Consider the following 21551-nt stretch of genomic DNA (forward strand, 5'->3'; position numbering starts at 1 on the left):
TCCCTCAAGATCCAAACAGGCGAGTGTCGTCGTACTCGTAGAAACCGCGGCCGGTCTTGCGTCCGAGATCGCCGGCGGCGACCATCCGTTCGACCATGGGCGGCGGGAAGAAGCGAGGGTCGCGGAGCTGCTCGTACAGCCGGGTGGCAACCTGCTGATGGATATCCATGCCGACGATGTCGAGAAGCCGGAATGGTCCCATGGGGTGCCCCAGCGTCCCCAGGACGGCGGCGTCGATCGATTCCTTCGTGCCCAACCCAGCCTCGAGTGCATGGATACAGGAGTTCTCCCAGGGGATGAGGAACCTGTTGACGATGAATCCCGGGCGGTCCTTGGTCACGACGCAGGTCTTCCCGACGGACCTGAGGAGGTCGATGGTGGCCTTGTGGGCCCAGGCTGCGGTGTGTCGTCCGTCAGCAACCTCGACCAGCTTCATCAGCGGGGCGGGGTTGCAGTAGTGAGTACCCACGACTCGCTCGGGATGTCTCGAGCCGGACGCGATTCCGGTCACGGACAGCGTCGAGGTATTGGTGTGGATCAGCGTCTCGTGGGCGACAATGCCGTCCAGGCGGCCGAAGATCTCCTTCTTGACAGAGAGATCTTCGTAGACTGCCTCGACCACGACATCGGATGGCGCAACGTCGGTGAGATCGGTTGTCCCGGTGATGGATTCCTTGGCAGCGTTCGCCTGCGCGGCAGTCAGCTTGCCTAGTTCAACTCCCTTGTCGAAGAAGCCGTGCACGGTGTCGATACCGCGCTGGAGGTTGGTCTCGTCGAGGTCGAAGAGGATCGTCCGGTGCTCTGCTCGCGCCATCACGACGGCGATCCCGGACCCCATGGTCCCGGCGCCGAGGACGGCGACCGTCTTGCGTTCATGGCTCACGATGTCTCCTGTTAATCTATGCATGGTCAGCGGACGCTTTGGCCGCCGTCGACGACGATGACCTCGCCGGTCATGAAGTCGGAAGCGCTGCTGGCGAGGAGCAGAAGCCACGGCTTCAGCTCGCCGGGGTCGCCCATCCGGCGCGCCGGGATGGCGCGGACGATCTTGGCCACGGTCGCCTCGTCCTCGCGTAGCTCAGCGTTGAGAGGCGTGGCGAAGTACCCCGGGGCGATCGCGTTGACCTGGATGCCGGCTCGTGACCACTCGATGGCCATCGATCGGGTGAAGCCGATCACTGCGGCCTTGGAAGCGGAGTACGCCGCATGGTTGGCCACGCCCTTGAGGGCGAAGTTGGACGCGATGTTGATGACCTTGCCAGACCCTTGGGCCAGCAGGTGCCGCCCGGCCGCCCGGGTAGCCAGGTAGGTCCCTCGCAGGTTCGTGGCGATCACCCGGTCCCACTCATCTGCCGACTGGTCGACGAGCGGGGTCGATGCAACAATTCCGGAGTTGTTGACCAGAATGTCCACTCGTCCGAAGGTCTCTACAGTAGCCGCCACCATATGCTCTACCGCCGCCTCGTCGGTGATATCGGTCAGGCAAGCCAGTGCTCGGCCGCCATTGGCCTCCGTCTCGGCAACGAAGGTGTCGAGCTCACGGCTGGTCCGCGCAGCGACGGTCACCGAGGCTCCGGCGGCGGCGAGCGCCGTCGCCATCGAGCGGCCGAGCCCGCGCCCGGCACCGGTGACGATGGCGACCCGACCTTCGAGCGTCTGATGAGTCATCGCTGTTCCTTCCATGCGCGGGTGGTCTCTCGGCCGACCAGAAGCCGCTGAACCTCGTTGGTGCCGTCGTAGATCTGGGTCACCTTCGCGTCGCGTAGACAGCGTTCTACACCGAAGACCGTGAGATCGCCGTACGGACCGAGGATGCGGGTGGCCTCGATGGACGCCTCGAAACCAAGATCGGTACAAGCCTGCTTCATCATCCCGATCTGGCCGGGTGACACGTACGGGTCCAAATCCACCCGGCGCGCCGTCGCGTGGAGCAGGAGCCTGCCTTGCAGTATCCGGCTGCGGAGATCAGCAAGTGCGAACGTGGACTCGTCCGGCAACCGGTCACCGTGCAGTCGACGCAGCGCGGACACGGCCCGTGCGTAGGCAGCACGCGCGAGCCCCACTCCCTGAGCGGCTGCACTGATCCGTGACTTCACCACCGCTCTCATGACGACGGACCAGCCGCCGCCTTCCTCACCCAGAAGATTGTTCCGCGGGATCTCCACCTGGTCGAAGAAGAGCTCTGCGGTACTCGATCCATGCATCCCCATCTTCTGGAAAGGCTTGCCGCGTCCCACCCCCTTCCAGCTGCCCTCCACGACGAAGGCAGTGATGCCTCGTCGGCCCAAGGAGCGGTCGGTCCTGGCGAAGCAGATGATCACCTCGGCGCGGTCACCCGTCGTGATGAACGTCTTCTGACCGCTCAGCGTCCAGCCGTCCGCCGTGGGCGTGGCGGTCGTGATCAGGCTCGAGACGTCGGAGCCGGCGCCCGGCTCGGTGATGCCCAGCGAGCCGTAACTGGTGCCGTCGAGAAGACCGGGAATATAGCGCTCCTGCAGCTCTGCGGTTCCCGCAAGCAGGATCGGATAGGCCGCATGCATCTGCGTCATGAAGACCAGGCTCGTTGCTGCGCACCCTGCGGTGATCTCCTCCATGGCGACGGCGTACGCGACGTTGGTGTCAGCAGTGCCACCGAGAGACTCCGGAAAGATGAGCCTGCACAGTCCCGAGCTGGCGAGCGCCTGCAGACTCTCGTGGGCAAACGCGCCGGTCACGTCGAGTTCGCTCGCCCTTGGAGCTACCTTCCAAGCGACCACGTCACGGACTTGGGCCCGGATCTCCAGCTCACGGCTGCTGAGCGCCGAGTCGGCCGTCGGCTCGTCGAGCAGCTGGTGGAGCGCAAGATAGGCATGAGGGTCGACATCCATATCGAGAGGTTCGAGGTTCATGTAACCTCGTCCCCGTCCGAGAACATGGCCGGCCTCCGCTCGAGGAACGCGGCGATGCCTTCCGTAGACTCCCTACCTGCGATTGCCAGTGCCGCCAGGCCGGTCTCGACACCCAGCCCGGCAGCGATCGGAGCATCAATACCAACGGTCATGGCGTGCAGAATCGAACGGGTCGCTGCGGGGCCCTTGCCGGCGATCGCCCTCGCCAGCTCGCGCGTGCTGTCGAGCAATCGCTCAGGCGCGACCGGATGCACGGGCGTGAGCCCCAGCTGGTAGGCACGGTCAGCGTCCAGCCGCGACCCGGTGAGCATCAGATAGGCAGCGACTCTGGAGCCGACGGCACGAGGGAGTCGCTGCGTCCCCCCGTAGCCAGGAATCAGTCCCAGCCTCGACTCGGGAAGCCCCAACGACGCCCGCTCTGAGAGCACTGGGAACGTGGCTGCCAACGCCAGCTCGAAACCGCCACCCAGCGCGAGCCCATTGACGGCCGCGATCACCGGAGTCTCGGCTCGGGCGATCCGCTCCATCACCCGCTGCCCGCCACGCATCATCTCGTAGGCCTCATCCGCGCTCATCTCAGCGAGCTCCTTGAGATCTGCGCCGGCACTGAATGCCTTGGCACCACTGGCAGTGATGACCACGGCGCGGATCCCGGGAGTCGTGTCGGCCTCCTCGATCGCTGCCGACAGACCGGCCAGGACTTCCCGGTTCAACGCGTTGTGTGCCGCGGGTCGATTGATCGTCACAGTGCACACCGCATCGGTGACGTCGGTCAGGATGTCGGTCATGAGACCCTGCCTTTCTGACAGTCCAGGACACCGGCCTGGCCTACCAGGTCAGCCAGCTCCTCGCCGGAGTACCCCAGCTCTGATAACACCTCGTGAGTGTCCGCGCCCAGCTCCGGGAACCGCTCGTTACGTACCTCGACCGAGGCGAGTCGGAACGGGCTCCTGACAGTGACGAGCTCGCCCGCGGAGTCGGGGACGGGCAGCAGCGACCCCCGCGCCGCTACCTGCGAGTCGGCGACGACCTCCGAGAGCGACTGCACCAGTGCGGCTGGAACGTCGGCCTCGGCGAACACCCGCATCCAATCGGCAGCAGGCCGAGAAGCGATACATGCCGCGATTGCCTCGGTCACCCGATCACGGTGCGCTCTGCGACCGGCGTTGTCGCGCAGCTCCGGATCCGCGGCAAGCTCGGGTAGGCCGACAGCCGAGCAGAAGCGCAGCCACATGGGGTCATTTCCGATCGCGATCACGATGGTGCGGTCGGCGGCGGAGAACGCCTGATAGACGGCAAGCACCGAGTCGGTCCCGCCGCTCGGGGCGGGTTCCGGCTCGCCGGCATGGTAGGCCGCGAGACGCGGTGCCATCAAGGCAAGATCGGTGTCGAGCAGAGACACATCGAGGATGTCGCCCTGCCCACTCGCCTGCTGCCGGACCAGCGCCGCGCTGATGGCTATCGCCGCGGCCATTCCTGTGGCGATGTCCGAAAGCGCCGTGGAGACCCGCTGCGGCGCGCCACCTTTGGCGCCAGTCACGGACATCAGGCCGGAGCGAGCCTGGGCGACCAAGTCGTAGCCGGGAAGATCGCTGTCGGGGCCGTCGAGACCGTAGCCCGAGAGAGCACAGTAGATCAGGCGCGGGTTACGGGCCTGCAACCTCTTGCCGTCGATGCCCAACCGTACGAGCTTGGCCGGGTTCACGTTCTGTAGGAAAACGTCGGAGGTGTCGAGTAGCCGGGCAAGTGCGTCGCGACCTCGTTCGTCGCCTAGATCCAGGACAACCGATTTCTTGTTGCGGTTGGCCGAGGCGAACCAGGCAGACGCCTCGCCCTTGAAAGGAGGACCCCAACGACGGGCGTCGTCCCCGGATCGGGGGCGTTCGACCTTGATCACCGTCGCGCCGAGGTCTGCCAGATACATCGAAGCGGTCGGTCCTGCGTACGACGTGGTCATGTCGACCACTTGGATTCCGGCAAGTGGCCCTGCGGGACCTGACATAAGACTGACTCCAAGTTGCCTGAGTGATTGCGACGCTGCATTGCTTCCGGGCGATCCCTGAGTTCCAGTCCCACGGAATGTTCGGATGCCGAAGGTTGAACATTCCGTTGCATCGCATTAATCATAATGTCCTACAAATTGACGCTAATTCAAACCTGATCAGCGTCGCGGAGTTCCCGAGACTCCTTCGCGTGCATTTTCCTGGCCCAAGCTGCACCACCGACGGTGTAGCCACCATCGACCTCGAGGTCTATGCCGGTGATCGCGCTGTCGCGCGCCAAGAAAACTACGGCGTCAGCCACGCCTTCGGCGTCAGCGAGCCGACCGAGCGGTGTCGAACTCAACGCGGCGACGACATAATTCGGTGCGGCATTGCTGGTGAGTTCGGTCGGAATGAGGCCAGGATGGACACAGTTGACTCGGACGCCCCACGGGGCCAGCTCGATGGCTGCCGCCTTGGAGAGCCCGCGGATCGCCCACTTGCTGGCGCAGTACACCGGATCCGAATGCGCTTGCAACGCGGCGGTCGAACCAATGTTCACGATGGCTCCGCGCCCCGCCTGACGCATTCCCGGCGCGCATGACTTCATGCCAAGAGTTGCGCCAAGGACGTTGACCGACATCACCTTCGCCCACGACTCCTCGGTCACCGACTCGAGCGTGTCACGAGCGATGGCCCCGGCTGCGTTGACCAGAATGTCGATGCACCCGACCTCAGAGGTCGACACGAGCCCGAGCCACGATGACTCGCTGGTGACATCCAGCTCGATCGCCGTCGCACTGTAGCCATGCTCCCGAATCACCTGAGCGACCTGATCGGCCCTATCGATATCCTTGTCTGCGACAACGACGCTGGCACCGTCCCGCGCCAGCGTGAACGCCATCACCGAGCCCAGACCACCGCCACCACCTGTGACGAGAGCATGTCGACCCGCCAACTGGCTGGTCGAAGCCGCCTGCGCAGGGTTCACCATCCTGGATCCTGCATTCTGTTGCCACGGCTGTGATTCCACATTGTGCTCCTATCTCCATGTCGGTCCAGTGAGCCGTACATCAGCCGCGCCCGCTGTCCGCGACGTCAGCGTGGGCGTGGGCCAGCGCCGAGATAGACCGGTAGACCGTCTCCCTGCGAGCAGAGGGCCCGAAAATGGGCTCACTCGGAACGTCTGCTTCGGACCCGATACCGGTCACCGCGATCGTGCGAGCCGAGTTGTCAAGTCCTCGACACGATCCCCACCACCACGACGAGGTCTCGACGCCGCGCGCAGCGAGCGCTTGGAGACGCGTCCTGTCCACACCATCGTCGAACCAGGCGAGGTGCACGTAGACAGCACTGCTCACGCCCTCGATGAACGGCACCCGCCCGGACGGGTCGCAGGAGGCGCTGAGATCACGAACCCAGTCGTCGATCATCGGTTGCCACCGATCCCATCCCCAGGTCGCCTTGTACTCGGGACTCTCCAGCGCCGCAGCTGACTCCAGCTCCCACATCGCGAGGTACTTGACGTCGGTGTCGAAGGAGTAGGCCTCAAATCGCTGTGCCCGGAGAAAGAGGGGCTTGGCCAGCATGTGCGCCGTCTTAGGGCCGTTGTACCAGTCGTTCCACTCGGCTTCGAGGTCAGGCCGATTAAAGTTGCACTGCACCGTGTATAGCGTGGTCACTGCATACCTCCACCGACGAACGCCTCATCCGGTTCAAACGCACCGAACGGATGACAGACCAATTTGAAACGATCGAACGTCCGTGTACGCACTCGGTGCGTCCACGCAGTCTCGGCAGCTTCCAGCCATGCCAGCGACCCCACGAGGCTCGGATCGTCGAGGTGATAGACGGCGAAGTACTGGTGTGGACCTTGGACCGCCTCATATCTCCGTGCACGCACAACACCGGGTAGTGCGCCCAAGCGTGGCAGATGTTCTTCGTCGTACCACGCATTGAACTCCGCCTCGAACGAGTCCTCGACATTCATACCGACGACGTAGAAACCTTTCGCGCCGGCCGGCGAGGGCTCCTCGTCGGACGTCAACTGCCGGGCCTCGTAGTAGCGGAAGGAGTCGCATTTGCCGACAATCCGCTGGGACCACGGAGAGAGGGCCTCGCCAGAAATCTTCCGATACTCAGGTGCCGTGAGTACGTCGAGGCCGCTCAGGTCGTAGAACGCCACCGAGGTGTCCGATACGCCTGAAGCGAGCCAACGCTGCGCCGAGAGGATGCCGGGAACACGGAGTCGTTCGGGGAGGTGTTCGGTGTCGTACCACGCATCGAACTCCTCGCGGTCAACGGAAGTGAACTCGAGCACCGCCATCAAGGCGGCAGTTGCCCGAATGTCGCCCATTAGGCCTCCTTTGCGTCGGAGACTTAATAGTATTGGACAAGTGCGTATATGTCCAACATTTTAACCGCCCGACTATAGGCAAGGGTGAACGATCAGATGCGAGTTCGTGGCATCACAGAATCTGCTCCAGAGCCGCGAAGGCGATCGACGCACCCAGCTGAAGGATCCTTCCCCTTTGGGCTCTAGTCGTGCGCGAGAAGGTGCTCTCTCAGGTACGACAGATGCTCGATGATGGCCCGCTCGGCGGCATTCGGGTCACCCTGCTCGATGGCCACCAGTATGGCTAGATGTTGACGCACTGTAACCTGTCCGACCTCAGGCGACAGATCCAAATAACGCACCGGTTCGGTCTGCCGGTGAAGCGCGGCGACAAGCGCCGAAAGAACCCGGTTGCGTGAGGCCGTCGCGATCGCCACATGGAACTGCGCATCGAGCAGGGAGACGACAGGATCATCGACCGAGACGCTCATCTGCTCCCGCACGATGGCGTGGAGCCGCTCGAGGTCCTCGGCGGTCCGATGCTCGGCTGCTGCCCTCACGGCAGGCACCTCGAGATGCTGCCGCACCATGGCCACTTCCTCGAACTGAATGCGGCCGAGAGCCAGCAGGCTCTGCATTGCATCAGAGACCCTGTCACCCAAGGACTCATGATCCACCGACCGCACGAAACTGCCGCCGCCGGCGCCCGGGACCTTGTAGATCAGGTTCTGCGTCGCAAGCGCGTGCAGGGCTTCACGAACGGTGTTTCGACTCACATCGAATTGCCTCGCCAGTTCCGCCTCCGAGGGCAGCCGCTCCCCACTGCGAATCTCACCGGCCAGAATCGCTGCGCGGAGAACGTCCTCCACCTGCTCGCGCGCTCGCAGCACTTTGCGCCCGATACGACGCGGCGTGTCCGAGCGTCCGTCCGGCGATTCCACAGCAGATTCATTGTTCATCGATCCTCCTAGTTGGACACATCGCCACGGCGCATGGACGGAGTGGCAACAACTTCGATGGACTGAAGGATGTCGGACAACAGACTGGATGTCATATTCTACGCTCCAGACACTTAGCCAACTGCCGGACAGTCACACGCGAGTTGAGGCCGACACACTATACTTACAGGGATGTCATCTGATGCCCTCGGAGCCGCGTCCCACCCAGTGGTGGCTCAGGTCGCCAACACTCTCCACACGATGATTCTCGACGGTCGCTTGCGCGCGGGCGAACGGATCAAGGAGAGCCTGCTCGCCCGAGATCTGGAGGTGTCGCGCAATACGGTGCGAAGCGCACTCATCTCATTGGAGTCCGCTGGCTTCGCTCGGCACACACCCAACAAAGGTTGGGTGGTGTGGCAGCCGACGGAGAAAGAGATCATGGATCTCTACATCGCTCGCTACCATCTCGAGACGGCCGCCGCCCGCTCGGTCTCCCCCGCTACCGACTTTTCGACCCTCAAATCCGCACTCGATGATCTGTTGGCTGCGTACACCATGAGCGATACCCAGACGATCGTCGAGAAAGACCTGGCATTCCATGGCGCGATCGTCGGGCTCCTGGGCAGTACTCATCTCGACAGGTACTACGAGAAAGTCCTCGAGGCGCTGGGGTACTGCTTCAAGGTCGCCTACGACACCGCCGAGCCGCGAGATAGAGCATCGCTGAAGCGTGAGCACCTTCAGATCTACCACGCCATCACTAGCGGGGATGTCGACCGTGCAGAGAAGATCATCGCCGAAGCCGTCATGACGGGACGAGAAGACGTGCGCAGGTCGCTTGCAGGAGAGAGTCCAGTCGTCCCCGGCGAGGTGTGACGGCTTGTCAGTCGTCCAGCGCTTTTCGGATGCGTGCGGAGACATCGGTCGGATCCGTCTGCATGTCAAGGAGCGAGAGCTCGACCTGCGCGATGCGGTAGCGGAACGTGCCGCGTTCGACGTCATCCTCCAACGCAGTGAACGTCTGCTCGTCGATCGGCTGGAAGACGATGATGTCTCCGGCCTTCAGCAGAGTGGGTCCCGCGCTGAAGTCGGCGAGCTCGCCGTCCGGCTGGTAAATGGGTCCGGCCGCACGGCCGAGCATCTGATAACCCCCAGCACTCGCGTAGGGGTAGATCCCTGCGAAGCAACCGGCCTGCCCCACAGTCCGTTCCGGCGTATGAAGCCTCGGCGAAACGTATTTGGGCGTCGTGAGCTGACGGCTCGGATCCACCAACTGAAAGCTCTCGAAGCACCCTGGGTAGAAGCCCGAAGCTGACACGATCCACGGCGCCCCGGCGAAGCGGTCGATCATCTCCTCCTTGGCGGACAAGCCATTGACGCGGGCGCAATAGGTCAGGTCATCAATCGCCGAATCCTGGCGGAACGAGGCGAACCGCTCTTGGCACTCCCGAGTGACCGGATCATCGAACCATGTCGGAATGCCGATCACACGAGAGCGAAGAGCCGGAGCCTCCAGCCGATCGATGGCGTGAATCTCGTCGTTTACGATGGCGACCACATCGGCTGGCTTATGAACGTCGGTGTCGAAGCGCACCATGAGTGACGTGTTGGTGGGATAGCACTCGACCAGGCCATGGACCTGTCGCGCGATCAAGGCACGCCCGACGCGAATCGCACGCAGATTGGCCTGCAACGACATATCGGCCTCGAACACGAATGTGAGGTGGTCCTCACCGCCAGCGTAGATCTTCATGGCGCCTTTCTTCTGAGGCTAGTTTGATGAGTCCAGCGCTGTCCCACCGATCGCCGATCAGAGGTCCAGTCGCACTCATGGAATCATTCAGGTGTTGACCAGGAGCTCAGGCAAGGCAGCGAGTTCACTCCGGTACTGATCCCACATGGCAAGTGCCTCATCTCGGGTGGTCTGGCTGAAACGCACCACGGATTGCGGCATGCGCTGGGCGGCCAGATCGAGGTCAGCTCGCGCAACAACGCCCACGACGGCGTAGCCGCCCATCGTCGGACCATCGCGATGCAGAAGGATCGGCCCGCTCCCACCGGGAATCTGTATCGACCCGAGCGGGTAGCCTGCATCGACGGTGTTCGATAGGTCGGGACCAGCTCCGAATGGCTGTTCCCTCCGTCTCCACGTCATGGTCGGGCCGCTGAATCTCACACCAGTCCGGTCGCTCGATGGAGTCACTGTCCAATCCGCGGAGAAGAACTCGCGAAAGCTCTCTGGCGAGAGTCGGTCGTCGGGCTCTACCGGGACAACATGAATCGCGACGCGCCGTCGGGCAGCCAACCGGTGCTCGTCGCGAACCATCAGTGTGCTCGGTCTGCTGTCACCCTCGCCTAGCGGCAACCGGTCCCCCTTCCGTAGTGCCGCACCCTCGAAACCGCCGAAGCGACCGAGCAGGTTCGTAGAGCGCGAACCGTGGACGAGCGGCACATCGACCCCGCCGCTGAACGCAACGTAGATGCGCGGAGCCTCACGGCTCGGCCCCAGCTCGACGACATCTCCCACGTGGAGGTGAACTGTCCTCCAGGAGTCGAAGTGCTCGCCACTGACGACTACATCGACAGACCCACCGGTCACGGCCATCGACGCGTCGGCGTGCACGACAAACGAAGGAGCGACATACGCGGCCTCGAGGACTGCGTCCTGGACATCGTTGCCCACCAACAGATTGGCCGCTGTAGCCGAGTAGTGATCGAGGGTTCCACCGACGTGGATGCCCAACTCGGCCAAGCCGAGCCGCTCACGCGTGTCTTGGACGGTCGTACTCAGGCCCGGGCTCAAGATCTCGATCATGCGGCGGTGTCGGCCGACTGCCGCTCAGCCGCGCACCGGAATCCCAGTGACGCGATCTCGTCTGCGAGAGCCTTCGCGACTTCAACTGCGTTGCGTGCGTCCGAGTGAAGGCAAATACTCGTCCCGTCGACAATGGGAAACATCGATCCGTCCTCCGTCTCGACCATGGAGTCCGTCAGCCAACGACGTACCTGAGCCTTGGCGAAGTCGATGTCGGTAGGCTTCTTGCGTCGCTCTACGATCGGCGCGCCGTCAGGTGAGTACCGCAGATCGGGGTAGATCTCGCCGACAAACTTGTGTCCGGCATTTTCGAGCACATCGCGATAGGCGCTGTCCCCTGCCCCTGCCGGCCAGTAGATAAGACATCCTGGTGCCACTTTGCTGATCGCACGCGCCGCTGCCGCACCGATGACGGGATCTCGCAGAAGATAGCCGTAGAGCGCCCCATGCGGCTTGACGTGATTCAGCTCCAGGCCACGTGAGCGCATGAAGCCTTGCAACGCACCGATCTGGTAGGTGATCATCGCCGCCACTTCCTCGGCGTCCAGCGGGATGATCCTGCGACCGAACCCCGCAAGATCGGGAAAACCGGGGTGCGCGCCGATGGTGACATTGCTCTGAAGCGCCAGCTCGATGGAGCGTCCCATGATGACAGGATCGCCGCCGTGAAAGCCGCAGGCGATGTTGGCCGTGGTGATGAAGGGCATCAGGCTGGGATCATTGCCGAACTCCCAGTTACCGTACCCCTCACCCAGGTCGCAGTTGATGTCGACAGCCTGCACTTGGCCGCGTTCTCGAGCGCTCATTACCTGATTACCTCCACGTCCATGCTGGCGAGAATTGAACTTGTTATTCACCGACACTGACTACGCCCGGCCAGGTCTGTTTTCGTCTGTCCGTCCGGCGGAACCAGACACCCCAGGATGAGATCCAGATTTTCCTCGAGATACTTGGTGTGATGCTCAGCGGCGAGGAAGGCCTCATCGGATAGTGCTGCACCCACGAACGCGGCCGTGCTGTGGATGCCTTCCAACGCAAACTCGTCGAGAGCACGGCGCGCCCTGCTGATCGCTTTGTGTCGCGTGCTTCCCCACACGATGATCTTTCCGATCATCGAGTCGTAGAACGGGGAGATCGTGTCGCCGGAAGCCACACCTGCGTCGATCCGAACGCCCGGCCCGGTTGGCCACGACACCGACGTCAAGACTCCGGGTGAAGGGAAGAAATTCAGTCTCGGATTCTCGGCGTTGATGCGTAGCTCGATAGCGTGACCACGGAGTGTCAGTGCTTCCTGCTCAAAGGACATCGGCGCACCCAATGCCACGGCCAGCTGTTCCTGAACCAGATCGACGCCGAGGAGTTCCTCTGTGATCGCGTGCTCGACCTGGATCCGCGTATTCATCTCGATAAAGTGGAACCGGTCGGCATCTGGGTCATAGAGGTACTCGACAGTGCCAGCACCTACGTATTGGATCTCGGCGGCGAGCCTACGCGCCGACTCGTGTAGCTCGGACCGCGTGGCCGCCGGTATCCTCGGAGCGGGGCACTCCTCGATGAGCTTTTGGTGCCGACGCTGCAGGCTGCAGTCACGATCGTGAAGATGCACGAACCGTGTGCCGTCGCCGAACACCTGTACCTCGACGTGCCGTGCACGCCGAATGAATTTCTCGAGGTAAAGGCGACCATCGCCGAAGGCGGCGATTGCCTCTGCGGCCGTCACGTCCCACGCCGAGATCAGCTCTTCGGGCGTCTCCACTATGCGGATACCTCGGCCGCCGCCACCTGCGGCAGCCTTGATCGCGATTGGGTAGCCGACCGCCTCAGCGACGGCGACGGCGTCGGTCACGCTCGCTACCACGCCATCGGAGCCGGGGACGGTCGGGATGCCGGCAGCACGAACTCGCTGTAGAGCCGTGGCCTTATCACCCATGGCCGCGATGAGGTCGGGCGACGGCCCGACCCAGGTCAGCCCCTCGTCAATGACTGCACGAGCGAAGTCGGCGTGCTCCGACAGGAATCCGTATCCGGGGTGAACCGCGACCGCGCCGACCTGTTTGGCAGCGCCGATGATGGCGTGGCCGTTGAGATAGGTGTCCTTCGGCGCCGTTCCAGGCAGCACCACCGTCCGATCGGCCAACCGCGAGGCGAGCGAACCGCGATCGGCATCACTAACCACGAGCGCGGATACGTGGCCGAGCTCACGAATCGCCCGAATGATGCGTACCGCGATTTCGCCGCGGTTGGCAACGAGGATGATTGTTGGCGACTCACTCATCAGAAGTCCGAATCTTGAAGATCACCGTACCCGGCTCGACATTTTCGCCATCCTCGATGCAGATGGCCACCACCGTCCCGGCTGCCCGCGACTCCACCAGAGCGAACTGCTTCATGATCTCGACCAAGCCCAATGTCTGGCCGGGCGTGACGTAGTCACCGATCTCGACGAACGGTGCCTTGTCGCGCGCAGGCCGACGGAAGAAGACGCCCGGAAGTGGGGACTCGACGTCCACGATGTCTGTCATGAATTACCTTTCGAATCTTGACGCACGCGGCAAACCATCGCGACCTCGACGTCGATCGTCATGGCCCGGGCGGGCGGTACGTAGCCGTCCCGGTCATTGCGCGTGCTCGGAACGGAGCTTGGCCGCCGATGCATCGCGTGCGCGGTTCCGCAGCCGGTCAATGAGCACGGCAAGGACCAGTGCGAGGCCGATCGCGATCTGGCGTCGATTTGCGTCCAGTTGCATGAGGTTCATGCCGTTGGTCAGGATCTGCATGAACAACACACCAAGGAAAACGCCGACGATGGTGCCTTTTCCTCCGCGCAACGAGGCACCGCCGATGATCGCCGCAGTCAGGGACTCCATCGTGTAGCTGCCCCCCATTGTGGGTTGTCCACTACCGATGCGAGCTGTGAGGAGCCAGGAGGCGTACGCCGTGAGCGCGCTTCCCATGACGTAAGCGATGATCATCACCGGGTCCACTCGTACACCCGCGATCCGCGCCGCGGTCGCATTGTCGCCCAATGCATAGAGGTGAACTCCGAAGACGCTGTAGTTGGTGAGGACGAAGAGGACGATGATAACCGGCGCGGTCAGTACGACGAGCCACGGGATTCCGATCAAATTCCCACTGGCAATCTGGCGACTGTAGAGGTCCGGGAGTCCGCCGACCGTGACACCGCCGCTGACTATCAGAGTGACGCCGCCGAGGATCGTGGCGACCGCCAGCGTCACGATGAATGGGTTGATCTTCAACAGCGCGACACCCAGCCCGTTCACCAAGCCGACGATCGCACCGACTACGACCGCTATCGCGAGGCTCACGAGGACAGCGACGAGCTCGCTGCTGCCGGTTCCGTCGACGAAGGTATTCGTCATCACCTGCGAGCCGACGATACTGACGAACGAGACCACTGCCGCGACCGACAGGTCGAAGCCACCTGTGATAAGGATCAGGAGTTGCCCGCTGGCCATGAGGAGAAGGAAGACCGATCGTTGCAGGAGGTCGGTTATGTTCGTCACCGTCGCGAATGTCGGTGCCGCCGCAGCGAAATACCCGAAGGCGATCAGGAGGAGCACAGGCAGCGGTCCGACGGCTCCGAACTGCCGCACTATCCAGTCCGTCGGTGTGCTGGGTGTGCGCTTCAGGCCGGTTGCGCAGTCGAGAATGATGTTTTCGGTCACAAGAGTGCTCCTTGGGTCGAGCTGAACGACGCACCGACGATCGCGTCGGCGTTGATATCCGCACCTTCGAGTTCTGCGGACACCGTGCCGCTACTCATCACCAGAACCCGGTCGCTGAGACTCACCAGTTCGTCGACGTCCGACGAGATCAGGAGTACTCCGACTCCGTTCTCGCACTCATGGCGCAGGTGCTTGTAGATCTGAAGCCGGGAGCCGACATCGACGCCTGCGGTTGGTTCGACCGCGATGAGTCCCTTGCGCTCTGTCGACAGCGCGCGAGCGACGAGGGCCTTCTGCTGATTGCCGCCGGAGAGGTGGGAGATCGGCATGTCGGCGGCACCTGGTGGACGCACATCGAATTTGCCGATAAGCCGGTCGGCTTGTTCTCGCATTCTTCCGCGTCGCAGAAAGCCCCAGCGTGCGATACGTCGTGTGGTAGCGATCCGCTCGATCATGATGTTCAGGGCGACATCGGTGTCGGGAAGAATACCTGCACGTTTGCGGTCCTCGGCCACATGACCGAAGCCGAGCCGGCACATCGTGCGAGACGACGGGGAACGCACAGATGCGCCCGAAGCAGTGATCCTTCCCCCTGCCAGCGGTGTGATCCCGAACAGCGCCGCTCCCAAATCACCCTTGCCCGAGCCGACCAGACCGCCGATTCCCAAGACCTCTCCGGATCGGAGTTCGAAGGAGACGTCCCTCACCTTCCGATTCCTGGTCGCCAGGTGCTCCACAGCAAGCACAACGGACCCCGACCGGCCGACAGTCGATTTGGCGTGCGGACTTCTGTTCAGCTCGCGTCCGGACATCTCGGTGATGAGCCGGTCGTCGGAAACCTCGTCGATAGCATGAGTAGCGACGAGCCGACCGTCACGAAGAACTGTGACTCGGTCCCCGATCCTTCGAAGCTCGTCCATGCGGTGACTGATGTAGAGAATCGCCCAGCCCTCGGCTTTGAGACGTCGCAAGATCGTGAATAGACGATTCACCTCGCCGTCGGAGATCGCGGCCGTTGGTTCATCCAGAAGGATGACACCCGGATCGCCTCGACGGGTCAGGGCCTTGCATATCTCGACGAGCTGCTGCTCGGCACGCGTCAGGTTGGCGACGATGTCATGGGCGCCGAACGGCGCATCAATCTCGGCCAGCAGCTCGCGCGCCTCCTTGCGCATGACTCGTTTCCGCCTGAGCCCGAATGTCCGTTCCTCCCTGCCAAGGAACAGGTTCGCATAGACGGGCAAGCTCTCGTACAAGCTAAATTCCTGCATGACGGCTCTTACCCCGGAAGAGCGTGCGACTTGCGGTGAAAAGCGTTCGACGCGTTCTCCCCTGATGTGCAGGTCTCCCGATGATGGCTGATGGAATCCGAGAATGACACCGACCAGTGTCGACTTTCCGGCTCCGTTCTCACCGAGGAGAACGTGACACTCACCGGCGTGCAGCTTCAACGAGACGTCTTCGAGTGCCGCTACCGCGCCGAATCGCTTCCCGAGCCCTCGCAGCTCCAGCACGGGGACGGCTTCCTCATCAGACATTGGTCTCCTTATAGTGTGAGGAGTTACGAGTTATCGGCTCGCTATTCCTACTTCGCGTTGAAGTTGAGCACCGGCTTGAAGCCGGGCGGGGCCAAGATGTCCTCCCGAGCTACGTCGCCGATCGTGTGCGGATCGACCAGGATCGGCTTGGGGCCGATCGCACGGTAGGTAACGCTGTCGGGCGCGGTGACAAGGCGCACCGCCGTGTCAATTGCCATGCGTGCGATGATCGGGCCGAGATCGCTGGCACCGACGGCGATCTGACCATCCTTGATACCCTTGTAGCTGTCTACGTCGAGTGCACCATTGAAGAGCTGGATGTCCTTGCGCCCCGAATCACGCGCAGCAGTAACCCCGGCCGACATCGTGACCGACGTGCCGAACACGGCATTGATGGACCGATCGGCGCTCAAGGCGTCGCTGGCCAGATTGAGCTGCACGGTCGCATCCATGTCGCCGCGTGGCGCCGCCACGATTCTGGCCTTGCTGCCCTGGAGCCCGTCCGCCAACCCTGCGAGTAAGCTGTCGGACCACGGCACGCCCTGGGGGCCGGTCAATGCCAGCAGGTTCAGCTCTCGGCCGAGTCCCGCGATGTACTTGGCGGCCGTTTGGCCGAGGACGTAGTAGCTGACAAGCGTGCGCACGTAACGTGGATTGGACGTCACCTCGGCGCCGCACGCCGTCCCGTTGACGCTGTCGACGACGACCATATGCTTCTCGAGGGCTTGCCGGATCGTGTCGCAGATGCCGTCACCGGAGATCGCGCCGATGACCAGGGCGTTATACTTCCCGGAGTTGATACAGTCCTGCGCTTGGTCGATCTGCCTGGGCAGGTCGCCGTAGCCGTCGGCCGCGTACAGGTCGTACGACGCTCCGGTCCGCTGCGCCTCGACCCACGTGCCATAGGCCAGGCCCACCCAGTAAGGGTCTTTGAGGTGCGGAAAGAGAACGCAGAGGCGAGCGCCGTTCCCCGCTCCTGCCTCGACCGAGGCGTATGTCCGCTCCTCCGCTTTCCCTGTCGAGTCGGTCGCAAGTGCGGGCCTGGTCCAGGTATATTGCTTGGCCGCCTCGGGCATCTTGACGGTCGACCCGCCACCACAGCCGGCGAGGAGCAAAGCCAGCCCCACCGCGCACAACACAATCCAATTTTTCTGCGCAGTCATAGCTGGCTTGGCCTCTCCTTGCCGAAAACTTCTCCGCACTCGCGCCGGCGGTTCGACTATGTCGATCGAGCCGACGTCGATGCTCTGCGTCACACTACTCTATTTTTCTGAATTGTTGAACATTTTTTTTGTCCAACTTTCGCATATCCACTCGAGTTGATCCGCGGGCGAGAGTTGTATTTCGCCACCTCGGGCTCGAATTTTACGATTTGCCCCTGCTCGCCTGTCCATTGACTAGCACGCCGGCTTGAGAGCCACTGCCGAAGCTGCATCTTTCTCACAAAAGTGATGAACAATCACAAGTGAGCAGGTGAGGGGCTGCCGGGGCCGAACGCCGGTCGGCCGCTGGCTCGGGCACGAGGGTATGCCCAGATGTAGCCATTAGCCCAGCATTCGGCTCAGGGCACCTCGAGGATCGCCCAACCGAGTGTGGACGACCTTCTGTTCGAGGAACGAGCGCAGTTCGTCGGCGGACTCCTCACGGCCCAGTCCGCTGTTCTTCGCTCCCCCGAACGGGGTGCCGAAGTAATGGCGGGTCGAGTCGTTGATCCACACATAACCGGCGTTGAGGCTGTCGGCGGTCTTGTGCGCGATCACTAGATCATTGGTCCACACACTCGCAGCCAGCCCGAGGTCGAGCGCGTTGACCTCCGCGATCATCGCGTTGTAGTCGTCCCACCGGAAGACGGACATGACCGGGCCGAAGATTTCTTCGCGCCCGATGCGCATATCAAGGGTCACGTCGGCGAACAGTGCGGGTTCGATGAAGTGACCACCGTCGGGCACACCGTCGGGACGCCCTCCGCCGCGCACCAAGGTGGCACCCTCGGCCACGCCGGCCGCGATGTAGTCATTGACACGATCCGAGTGGGCCTGGCTCACCACGGGCCCGACGTCGGTGGATTCGTCGTACGCGACACCGACGCGGTAGCGGTCGAGCTTCGAGGACAACAAACTCACATATTCGTCATAGATGGCAGAGTGGACCAGGATCCGAGAGTTGGAACCGCATGACTGCCCCTGGCAGACATTGAGGTTCATCCCGAAGATGGCGCCTTCCACGGCCTCCTCGAGATCGACATCCGGGAAGACCACCATCGCGTTCTTCCCACCGAGTTCCAGCGAGATGTGCTTGATGTAGCCGGACTCTGACGCGCGTCGCTGGATCAAAAGGCCCGTCGATACCGACCCGGTGAAGCCGATGCGCTTGATCTGCGAGCTCGTGACGATCGCGTCACCGGCCGAGACACCGCCGCTCACGATGTTGACCACGCCCCGGGGGAACGCCTCCGCGTAAAGCTCGGCCAGCGCAAGTGTGGACAGCGTGGTCTCGTCCGATGCCTTCATCACGAGCGTGTTGCCGGTGATCAGCGAGGGCAGCGGGCGGGTGATCGCATAGAACGCCGGGTGATTGAACGCGGTGATCCGGCCGACGACCCCGTAAGGACGGTGCGCAGTGTAGTGGAGGTTGCCCTGGCTAGCCGGAATCACGTCGCCACTCATCGATTTCGCGAAGGCGGGCCAGCCGTCGAAATACGGTTCGCATATGTCGATGTCGCCGCGCATCGCATCGACAGGATTGCCACAATCGATTGCGTCGAGCATCGCGAGCCGTTCACGATTCTCACGGACTAGGTCGGCAAACCTCTCGATGCACGCGGCGCGTCCGCCCACCCCGAGTGCCTCCCACGCAGACTGCGCCTCTGCAGCAGCGGCGATGGCCGCCTCCACATCGACCGCGCCGGCCGAGGGCACGCTGGTGATGAGCTCGCCTGTCGACGGATTACTCACGTCGCGCCGCTCGCGGTCGGCCGCATCGGTGAACTGTCCGCCGATGAGCATCTTGAAGTCATGCCCGGAGACGTATGTCTTCACTGGGTCGATCGTCGTCATCTGATGTGTGGCTCTCTCGTGTGAGGCTTCAGCTCGACTGGCATTCGCCGCCATACGAGCCGTTGAGGGTCGTGCGCGCAGCGGTTCTCTGGATCAAGCTTCCTGGCTACCGGAATCGTCTACCGCTATCCGATAGCCGACGCTACTGCCCAAAACAGCTCTCTGTCAATGATTGTCCAACAATAATGAATGCCACAGGCAGGCGAATCTGCAGTACAACCACATCTCTCAAATCCAGCACGAGCCACCATCCTCTGAATCCATCAAAAGTGATGAACAATCTGCTAGCCTCGATCAGAGACTTAGACCGAACCAGTACGTAGCCGACCTACAGCGCGTCGGCCGGTCGACCACCATCCGTCTGCAATTCGAAGGAGCGGGCTTTCATGTCGATCCACGCCGGAGTGACTCCGAGCAACGCAGAGGTTGCCAAAGCCGACCTCTCAACCGTCCTGCATACCTGGTCGGCGCAGGGCACCCTGGAGCCCCTCGCGCTCGCGGACGGATGCGGATCCACCCTGTGGGACTTCGAGGGTCGCGAATACCTCGATTTCTCGAGCCAGTTGGTGAACGCCAACCTCGGATACCGGCACTCGAAGGTGGTTGCCGCGATCCAAGCCCAGGCGGCACGGCTGGCCATGGTGGCTCCCAGTCATGCCAACGAAGTGCGCGCCGAAGCGGCGCGGCTCATTCGCGAGCGCGCACCCGAAGGATTCGAGAAGGTGTTCTTCACCAACGGTGGCGCCGATGCGAACGAGAACGCAATCAGGATGGCCCGCCTGTTCACCGGTCGCAGAAAGGTCATCTCGCATTACCACTCGTATCACGGCAACACCGGTGCCGCGATCGCTGCGACGGGAGATTGGCGGCGGATCGAGAACGAATTCTCCCATGGTCACGTCCACGTCTTCGGGCCGTATCTGTACCGATCCCCGTTCTGGGCCACCACTCAGGAGGAGGAGGCCCAGCGAGCGCTGGAACACATCGAACGCGTGATCGAGCTGGAAGGACCGAGCACGATTGCGGCCGTCATCATCGAGACCGTTCCTGGCTCTGCGGGCGTCCTCACGCCGCCACCGGGCTACCTCTCCGGCCTGCGCGACGTTCTCGACCGCCACGGCATCCTGCTCATCCTGGACGAGGTGATGGCCGGCTTCGGCCGGACGGGCCACTGGTTCGCACTCGATGCGTTCAGTGTCCGCCCCGACCTCATCACCTTTGCCAAAGGCGTGAACTCAGGTTATGTACCACTCGGCGGCGTCATTGTCCCGAGCGATATCGCGCACCACTTCGACGATCGCGTCTATCCGGGTGGACTCACATACTCTGGACACCCCCTGGCAGCAGCATCAGCCGTTGCGGCGATCACCGCGATGGCAGAGGAAAGAGTGGTCGAGAACGCGGCCAGCGTGGGCGACCGCACCATCGGTCCAGCCCTCCGACAGCTCGAGTCGAGCTCAGACATCGTCGGCGAGGTGCGCGGATCCGGTGTCATGTGGGCCATCGAGCTGGTGTCTGACCAGCAAACGCGAGCGCTGTTGCCGGCGGCCCAGATCGGGCGCATCAGGGCACAACTGCTGGCCGAAGGCCTCCTCCCACTCATCATCGAGAATCGCATCCACGTCACACCACCCGCAGTGATCACGCATGGCGAGGCCGAGCGCGGCATCGCGATCATTGCCAAGGTTCTGGCCTGGGCGAGCAGGTGACCCGCCCGGAGGGCCAGGCCCATGGATGCACATCGAGGCTGACGCCATTGGAGCAAATTTGAAATACCGAGAAAGAAGTTCAGTTCATGTCGAGCCAAAGATATCGTTTCAGAGGATCGCCGCTCAGCAGGCATGAGGCAGAAATGCTGCGATATTACATCGAATGGATCCCATATGGCGGCCCCAGCGGAGTGGACACAATGATCGAATTTGGATTGAATCGCGAACAATTCGATATTCGAGTTGGGGAAATTGGCGCTTGGCTACACGCGTGGTACATAGGCAAGAAATCGGCTCCGGACCCGACGGTGGAGCGCTCCTCGAAACACACAGAGGCGACTGGGTAGTCAGCCATGAGTAGGGGCACGCATAGACGGCAACTTGGGGGTTCCTCTGTGTTTGTCAAGCTGCCGGAATGGTTTTGGTCGTAGGCTGGGCTGCGGCGGGTTCCGGAAGTGACTTGTCCGAAGAGTTGGCTGACGGGGTTGAGCTGGCCGCGCTGGATTACAGAGTCGCCCCCGCGTGTCCTCCGGAGCCCGCCGCCTGGGTTTGTTGCCGTTCATCAGCGATCATGACACGCCAAACATGGTCTGCGAGACGG

General features: G+C 62.7%; 20 protein-coding genes and 1 pseudogene. 2 read left to right on the plus strand and 19 right to left on the minus strand.

Annotation, left to right across the window (positions count from 1 at the left end; all coding sequences use genetic code 11):
* Positions 1-4: 4 nt before the first annotated feature.
* From ACFYOW_RS46625 to ACFYOW_RS46665, 9 genes are all read right to left on the minus strand, one after another.
* Positions 5-994 carry a 3-hydroxyacyl-CoA dehydrogenase family protein gene (locus tag ACFYOW_RS46625; RefSeq protein WP_387298122.1) on the minus strand — a complete coding sequence of 330 codons (990 nt, stop codon included), beginning with the start codon at positions 992-994 and terminating at the stop codon, positions 5-7.
* On the minus strand, positions 910-1668 hold the full coding sequence (locus ACFYOW_RS46630; RefSeq protein ID WP_387298124.1) for an SDR family NAD(P)-dependent oxidoreductase: 759 nt from the start codon (positions 1666-1668) through the stop codon (positions 910-912). The genes ACFYOW_RS46625 and ACFYOW_RS46630 overlap by 85 nt, the downstream gene beginning before the upstream one ends.
* A complete protein-coding gene (locus ACFYOW_RS46635; RefSeq protein ID WP_387298126.1) occupies positions 1665-2888 on the minus strand; it encodes an acyl-CoA dehydrogenase family protein in 1224 nt (407 codons plus the stop codon). Before ACFYOW_RS46635 ends, ACFYOW_RS46630 begins: the two co-directional genes overlap by 4 nt.
* The gene (locus ACFYOW_RS46640) at positions 2885-3676 is read right to left on the minus strand and encodes an enoyl-CoA hydratase/isomerase family protein (RefSeq protein WP_387298128.1); all 792 of its coding nucleotides are present in this window, start codon (positions 3674-3676) and stop codon (positions 2885-2887) included. The genes ACFYOW_RS46635 and ACFYOW_RS46640 overlap by 4 nt, the downstream gene beginning before the upstream one ends.
* Positions 3673-4890, minus strand: a complete 1218-nt coding sequence (locus ACFYOW_RS46645; RefSeq protein WP_387298131.1) for a CaiB/BaiF CoA transferase family protein — start codon at positions 4888-4890, stop codon at positions 3673-3675. The genes ACFYOW_RS46640 and ACFYOW_RS46645 overlap by 4 nt, the downstream gene beginning before the upstream one ends.
* Positions 4891-5039: 149 nt before the next feature.
* Positions 5040-5864, minus strand: coding sequence for an SDR family NAD(P)-dependent oxidoreductase (locus ACFYOW_RS46650; RefSeq protein WP_387298133.1), 825 nt, complete (start codon positions 5862-5864; stop codon positions 5040-5042).
* 79 nt (positions 5865-5943) lie between these two features.
* Entirely contained in the window at positions 5944-6552 is a 609-nt protein-coding gene (locus ACFYOW_RS46655) for a hypothetical protein (RefSeq protein ID WP_387298135.1), read from the minus strand.
* A complete protein-coding gene (locus ACFYOW_RS46660) occupies positions 6549-7226 on the minus strand; it encodes a hypothetical protein (RefSeq protein ID WP_387298137.1) in 678 nt (225 codons plus the stop codon). Before ACFYOW_RS46660 ends, ACFYOW_RS46655 begins: the two co-directional genes overlap by 4 nt.
* Positions 7227-7408: 182 nt before the next feature.
* Positions 7409-8164 (minus strand): FadR/GntR family transcriptional regulator, encoded by a 756-nt coding sequence (locus tag ACFYOW_RS46665; RefSeq protein WP_387298139.1) that lies wholly within the window; start codon positions 8162-8164, stop codon positions 7409-7411.
* Positions 8165-8335: 171 nt separating this feature from the next.
* Here ACFYOW_RS46665 and ACFYOW_RS46670 point away from each other — a divergent pair, with 171 nt between their 5' ends.
* Positions 8336-9022: a GntR family transcriptional regulator gene (locus ACFYOW_RS46670; protein ID WP_387298141.1), complete on the plus strand. Its 687-nt coding sequence runs from the start codon at positions 8336-8338 to the stop codon at positions 9020-9022.
* A 7-nt stretch (positions 9023-9029) separates the two neighbouring features.
* On the opposite strand, the gene ACFYOW_RS46675 is transcribed toward ACFYOW_RS46670, so the two are convergent.
* The 10 genes and pseudogenes from ACFYOW_RS46675 to ACFYOW_RS46720 all read right to left on the minus strand — a co-directional run bounded on the left by ACFYOW_RS46675 (position 9030) and on the right by ACFYOW_RS46720 (position 19223).
* The gene (locus ACFYOW_RS46675; RefSeq protein ID WP_387298143.1) at positions 9030-9899 is read right to left on the minus strand and encodes an allophanate hydrolase subunit 1; all 870 of its coding nucleotides are present in this window, start codon (positions 9897-9899) and stop codon (positions 9030-9032) included.
* An 87-nt stretch (positions 9900-9986) separates the two neighbouring features.
* Entirely contained in the window at positions 9987-10961 is a 975-nt protein-coding gene (locus ACFYOW_RS46680; RefSeq protein ID WP_387298145.1) for a biotin-dependent carboxyltransferase family protein, read from the minus strand.
* On the minus strand, positions 10958-11767 hold the full coding sequence (locus tag ACFYOW_RS46685) for a 5-oxoprolinase subunit PxpA (RefSeq protein ID WP_387298147.1): 810 nt from the start codon (positions 11765-11767) through the stop codon (positions 10958-10960). Before ACFYOW_RS46685 ends, ACFYOW_RS46680 begins: the two co-directional genes overlap by 4 nt.
* A gap of 47 nt (positions 11768-11814) precedes the next feature.
* On the minus strand, positions 11815-12891 hold the full coding sequence (locus tag ACFYOW_RS46690) for an ATP-grasp domain-containing protein (protein WP_387298168.1): 1077 nt from the start codon (positions 12889-12891) through the stop codon (positions 11815-11817).
* A gap of 21 nt (positions 12892-12912) precedes the next feature.
* Positions 12913-13236 (minus strand): annotated as a pseudogene (locus tag ACFYOW_RS46695) (biotin carboxylase N-terminal domain-containing protein); the annotation flags it as partial.
* Complete coding sequence (locus tag ACFYOW_RS46700; RefSeq protein ID WP_387298150.1) at positions 13229-13483, minus strand: acetyl-CoA carboxylase; 255 nt, start codon at positions 13481-13483, stop codon at positions 13229-13231. The gene ACFYOW_RS46700 and the pseudogene ACFYOW_RS46695, both read right to left, overlap by 8 nt.
* 93 nt (positions 13484-13576) lie before the next feature.
* Entirely contained in the window at positions 13577-14647 is a 1071-nt protein-coding gene (locus ACFYOW_RS46705; RefSeq protein ID WP_387298152.1) for an ABC transporter permease, read from the minus strand.
* Complete coding sequence (locus ACFYOW_RS46710) at positions 14644-16185, minus strand: sugar ABC transporter ATP-binding protein (protein ID WP_387298154.1); 1542 nt, start codon at positions 16183-16185, stop codon at positions 14644-14646. The genes ACFYOW_RS46705 and ACFYOW_RS46710 overlap by 4 nt, the downstream gene beginning before the upstream one ends.
* Positions 16186-16232: 47 nt before the next feature.
* Positions 16233-17348 carry a substrate-binding domain-containing protein gene (locus ACFYOW_RS46715; protein WP_387298156.1) on the minus strand — a complete coding sequence of 372 codons (1116 nt, stop codon included), beginning with the start codon at positions 17346-17348 and terminating at the stop codon, positions 16233-16235.
* Between the two features lie 381 nt (positions 17349-17729).
* Entirely contained in the window at positions 17730-19223 is a 1494-nt protein-coding gene (locus ACFYOW_RS46720; protein WP_387298158.1) for an aldehyde dehydrogenase family protein, read from the minus strand.
* A 404-nt stretch (positions 19224-19627) separates the two neighbouring features.
* Here ACFYOW_RS46720 and ACFYOW_RS46725 point away from each other — a divergent pair, with 404 nt between their 5' ends.
* On the plus strand, positions 19628-20950 hold the full coding sequence (locus ACFYOW_RS46725) for an aminotransferase class III-fold pyridoxal phosphate-dependent enzyme (RefSeq protein WP_387298160.1): 1323 nt from the start codon (positions 19628-19630) through the stop codon (positions 20948-20950).
* The last annotated feature ends 601 nt before the right edge of the window (positions 20951-21551 follow it).

Origin of the sequence: Nocardia sp. NPDC006982, assembly GCF_042869435.1 — a bacterium.
In the GTDB taxonomy this organism is placed as follows: Bacteria; Actinomycetota; Actinomycetes; order Mycobacteriales; family Mycobacteriaceae; genus Nocardia.

Coding starts and splice junctions, on each gene's coding strand:
- ACFYOW_RS46665 (WP_387298139.1), bottom strand. CDS start 8,164: ATGAACAATGAATCTGCTGTGGAATCGCCGGACGGACGCTCGGACACG.
- ACFYOW_RS46645 (WP_387298131.1), bottom strand. CDS start 4,890: ATGTCAGGTCCCGCAGGGCCACTTGCCGGAATCCAAGTGGTCGACATG.
- ACFYOW_RS46710 (WP_387298154.1), bottom strand. CDS start 16,185: ATGTCTGATGAGGAAGCCGTCCCCGTGCTGGAGCTGCGAGGGCTCGGG.
- ACFYOW_RS46715 (WP_387298156.1), bottom strand. CDS start 17,348: ATGACTGCGCAGAAAAATTGGATTGTGTTGTGCGCGGTGGGGCTGGCT.
- ACFYOW_RS46660 (WP_387298137.1), bottom strand. CDS start 7,226: ATGGGCGACATTCGGGCAACTGCCGCCTTGATGGCGGTGCTCGAGTTC.
- ACFYOW_RS46670 (WP_387298141.1), top strand. CDS start 8,336: ATGTCATCTGATGCCCTCGGAGCCGCGTCCCACCCAGTGGTGGCTCAG.
- ACFYOW_RS46680 (WP_387298145.1), bottom strand. CDS start 10,961: ATGATCGAGATCTTGAGCCCGGGCCTGAGTACGACCGTCCAAGACACG.
- ACFYOW_RS46690 (WP_387298168.1), bottom strand. CDS start 12,891: ATGGGTGATAAGGCCACGGCTCTACAGCGAGTTCGTGCTGCCGGCATC.
- ACFYOW_RS46630 (WP_387298124.1), bottom strand. CDS start 1,668: ATGACTCATCAGACGCTCGAAGGTCGGGTCGCCATCGTCACCGGTGCC.
- ACFYOW_RS46650 (WP_387298133.1), bottom strand. CDS start 5,864: ATGGTGAACCCTGCGCAGGCGGCTTCGACCAGCCAGTTGGCGGGTCGA.
- ACFYOW_RS46635 (WP_387298126.1), bottom strand. CDS start 2,888: ATGAACCTCGAACCTCTCGATATGGATGTCGACCCTCATGCCTATCTT.
- ACFYOW_RS46700 (WP_387298150.1), bottom strand. CDS start 13,483: ATGACAGACATCGTGGACGTCGAGTCCCCACTTCCGGGCGTCTTCTTC.
- ACFYOW_RS46685 (WP_387298147.1), bottom strand. CDS start 11,767: ATGAGCGCTCGAGAACGCGGCCAAGTGCAGGCTGTCGACATCAACTGC.
- ACFYOW_RS46725 (WP_387298160.1), top strand. CDS start 19,628: ATGTCGATCCACGCCGGAGTGACTCCGAGCAACGCAGAGGTTGCCAAA.
- ACFYOW_RS46640 (WP_387298128.1), bottom strand. CDS start 3,676: ATGACCGACATCCTGACCGACGTCACCGATGCGGTGTGCACTGTGACG.
- ACFYOW_RS46675 (WP_387298143.1), bottom strand. CDS start 9,899: ATGAAGATCTACGCTGGCGGTGAGGACCACCTCACATTCGTGTTCGAG.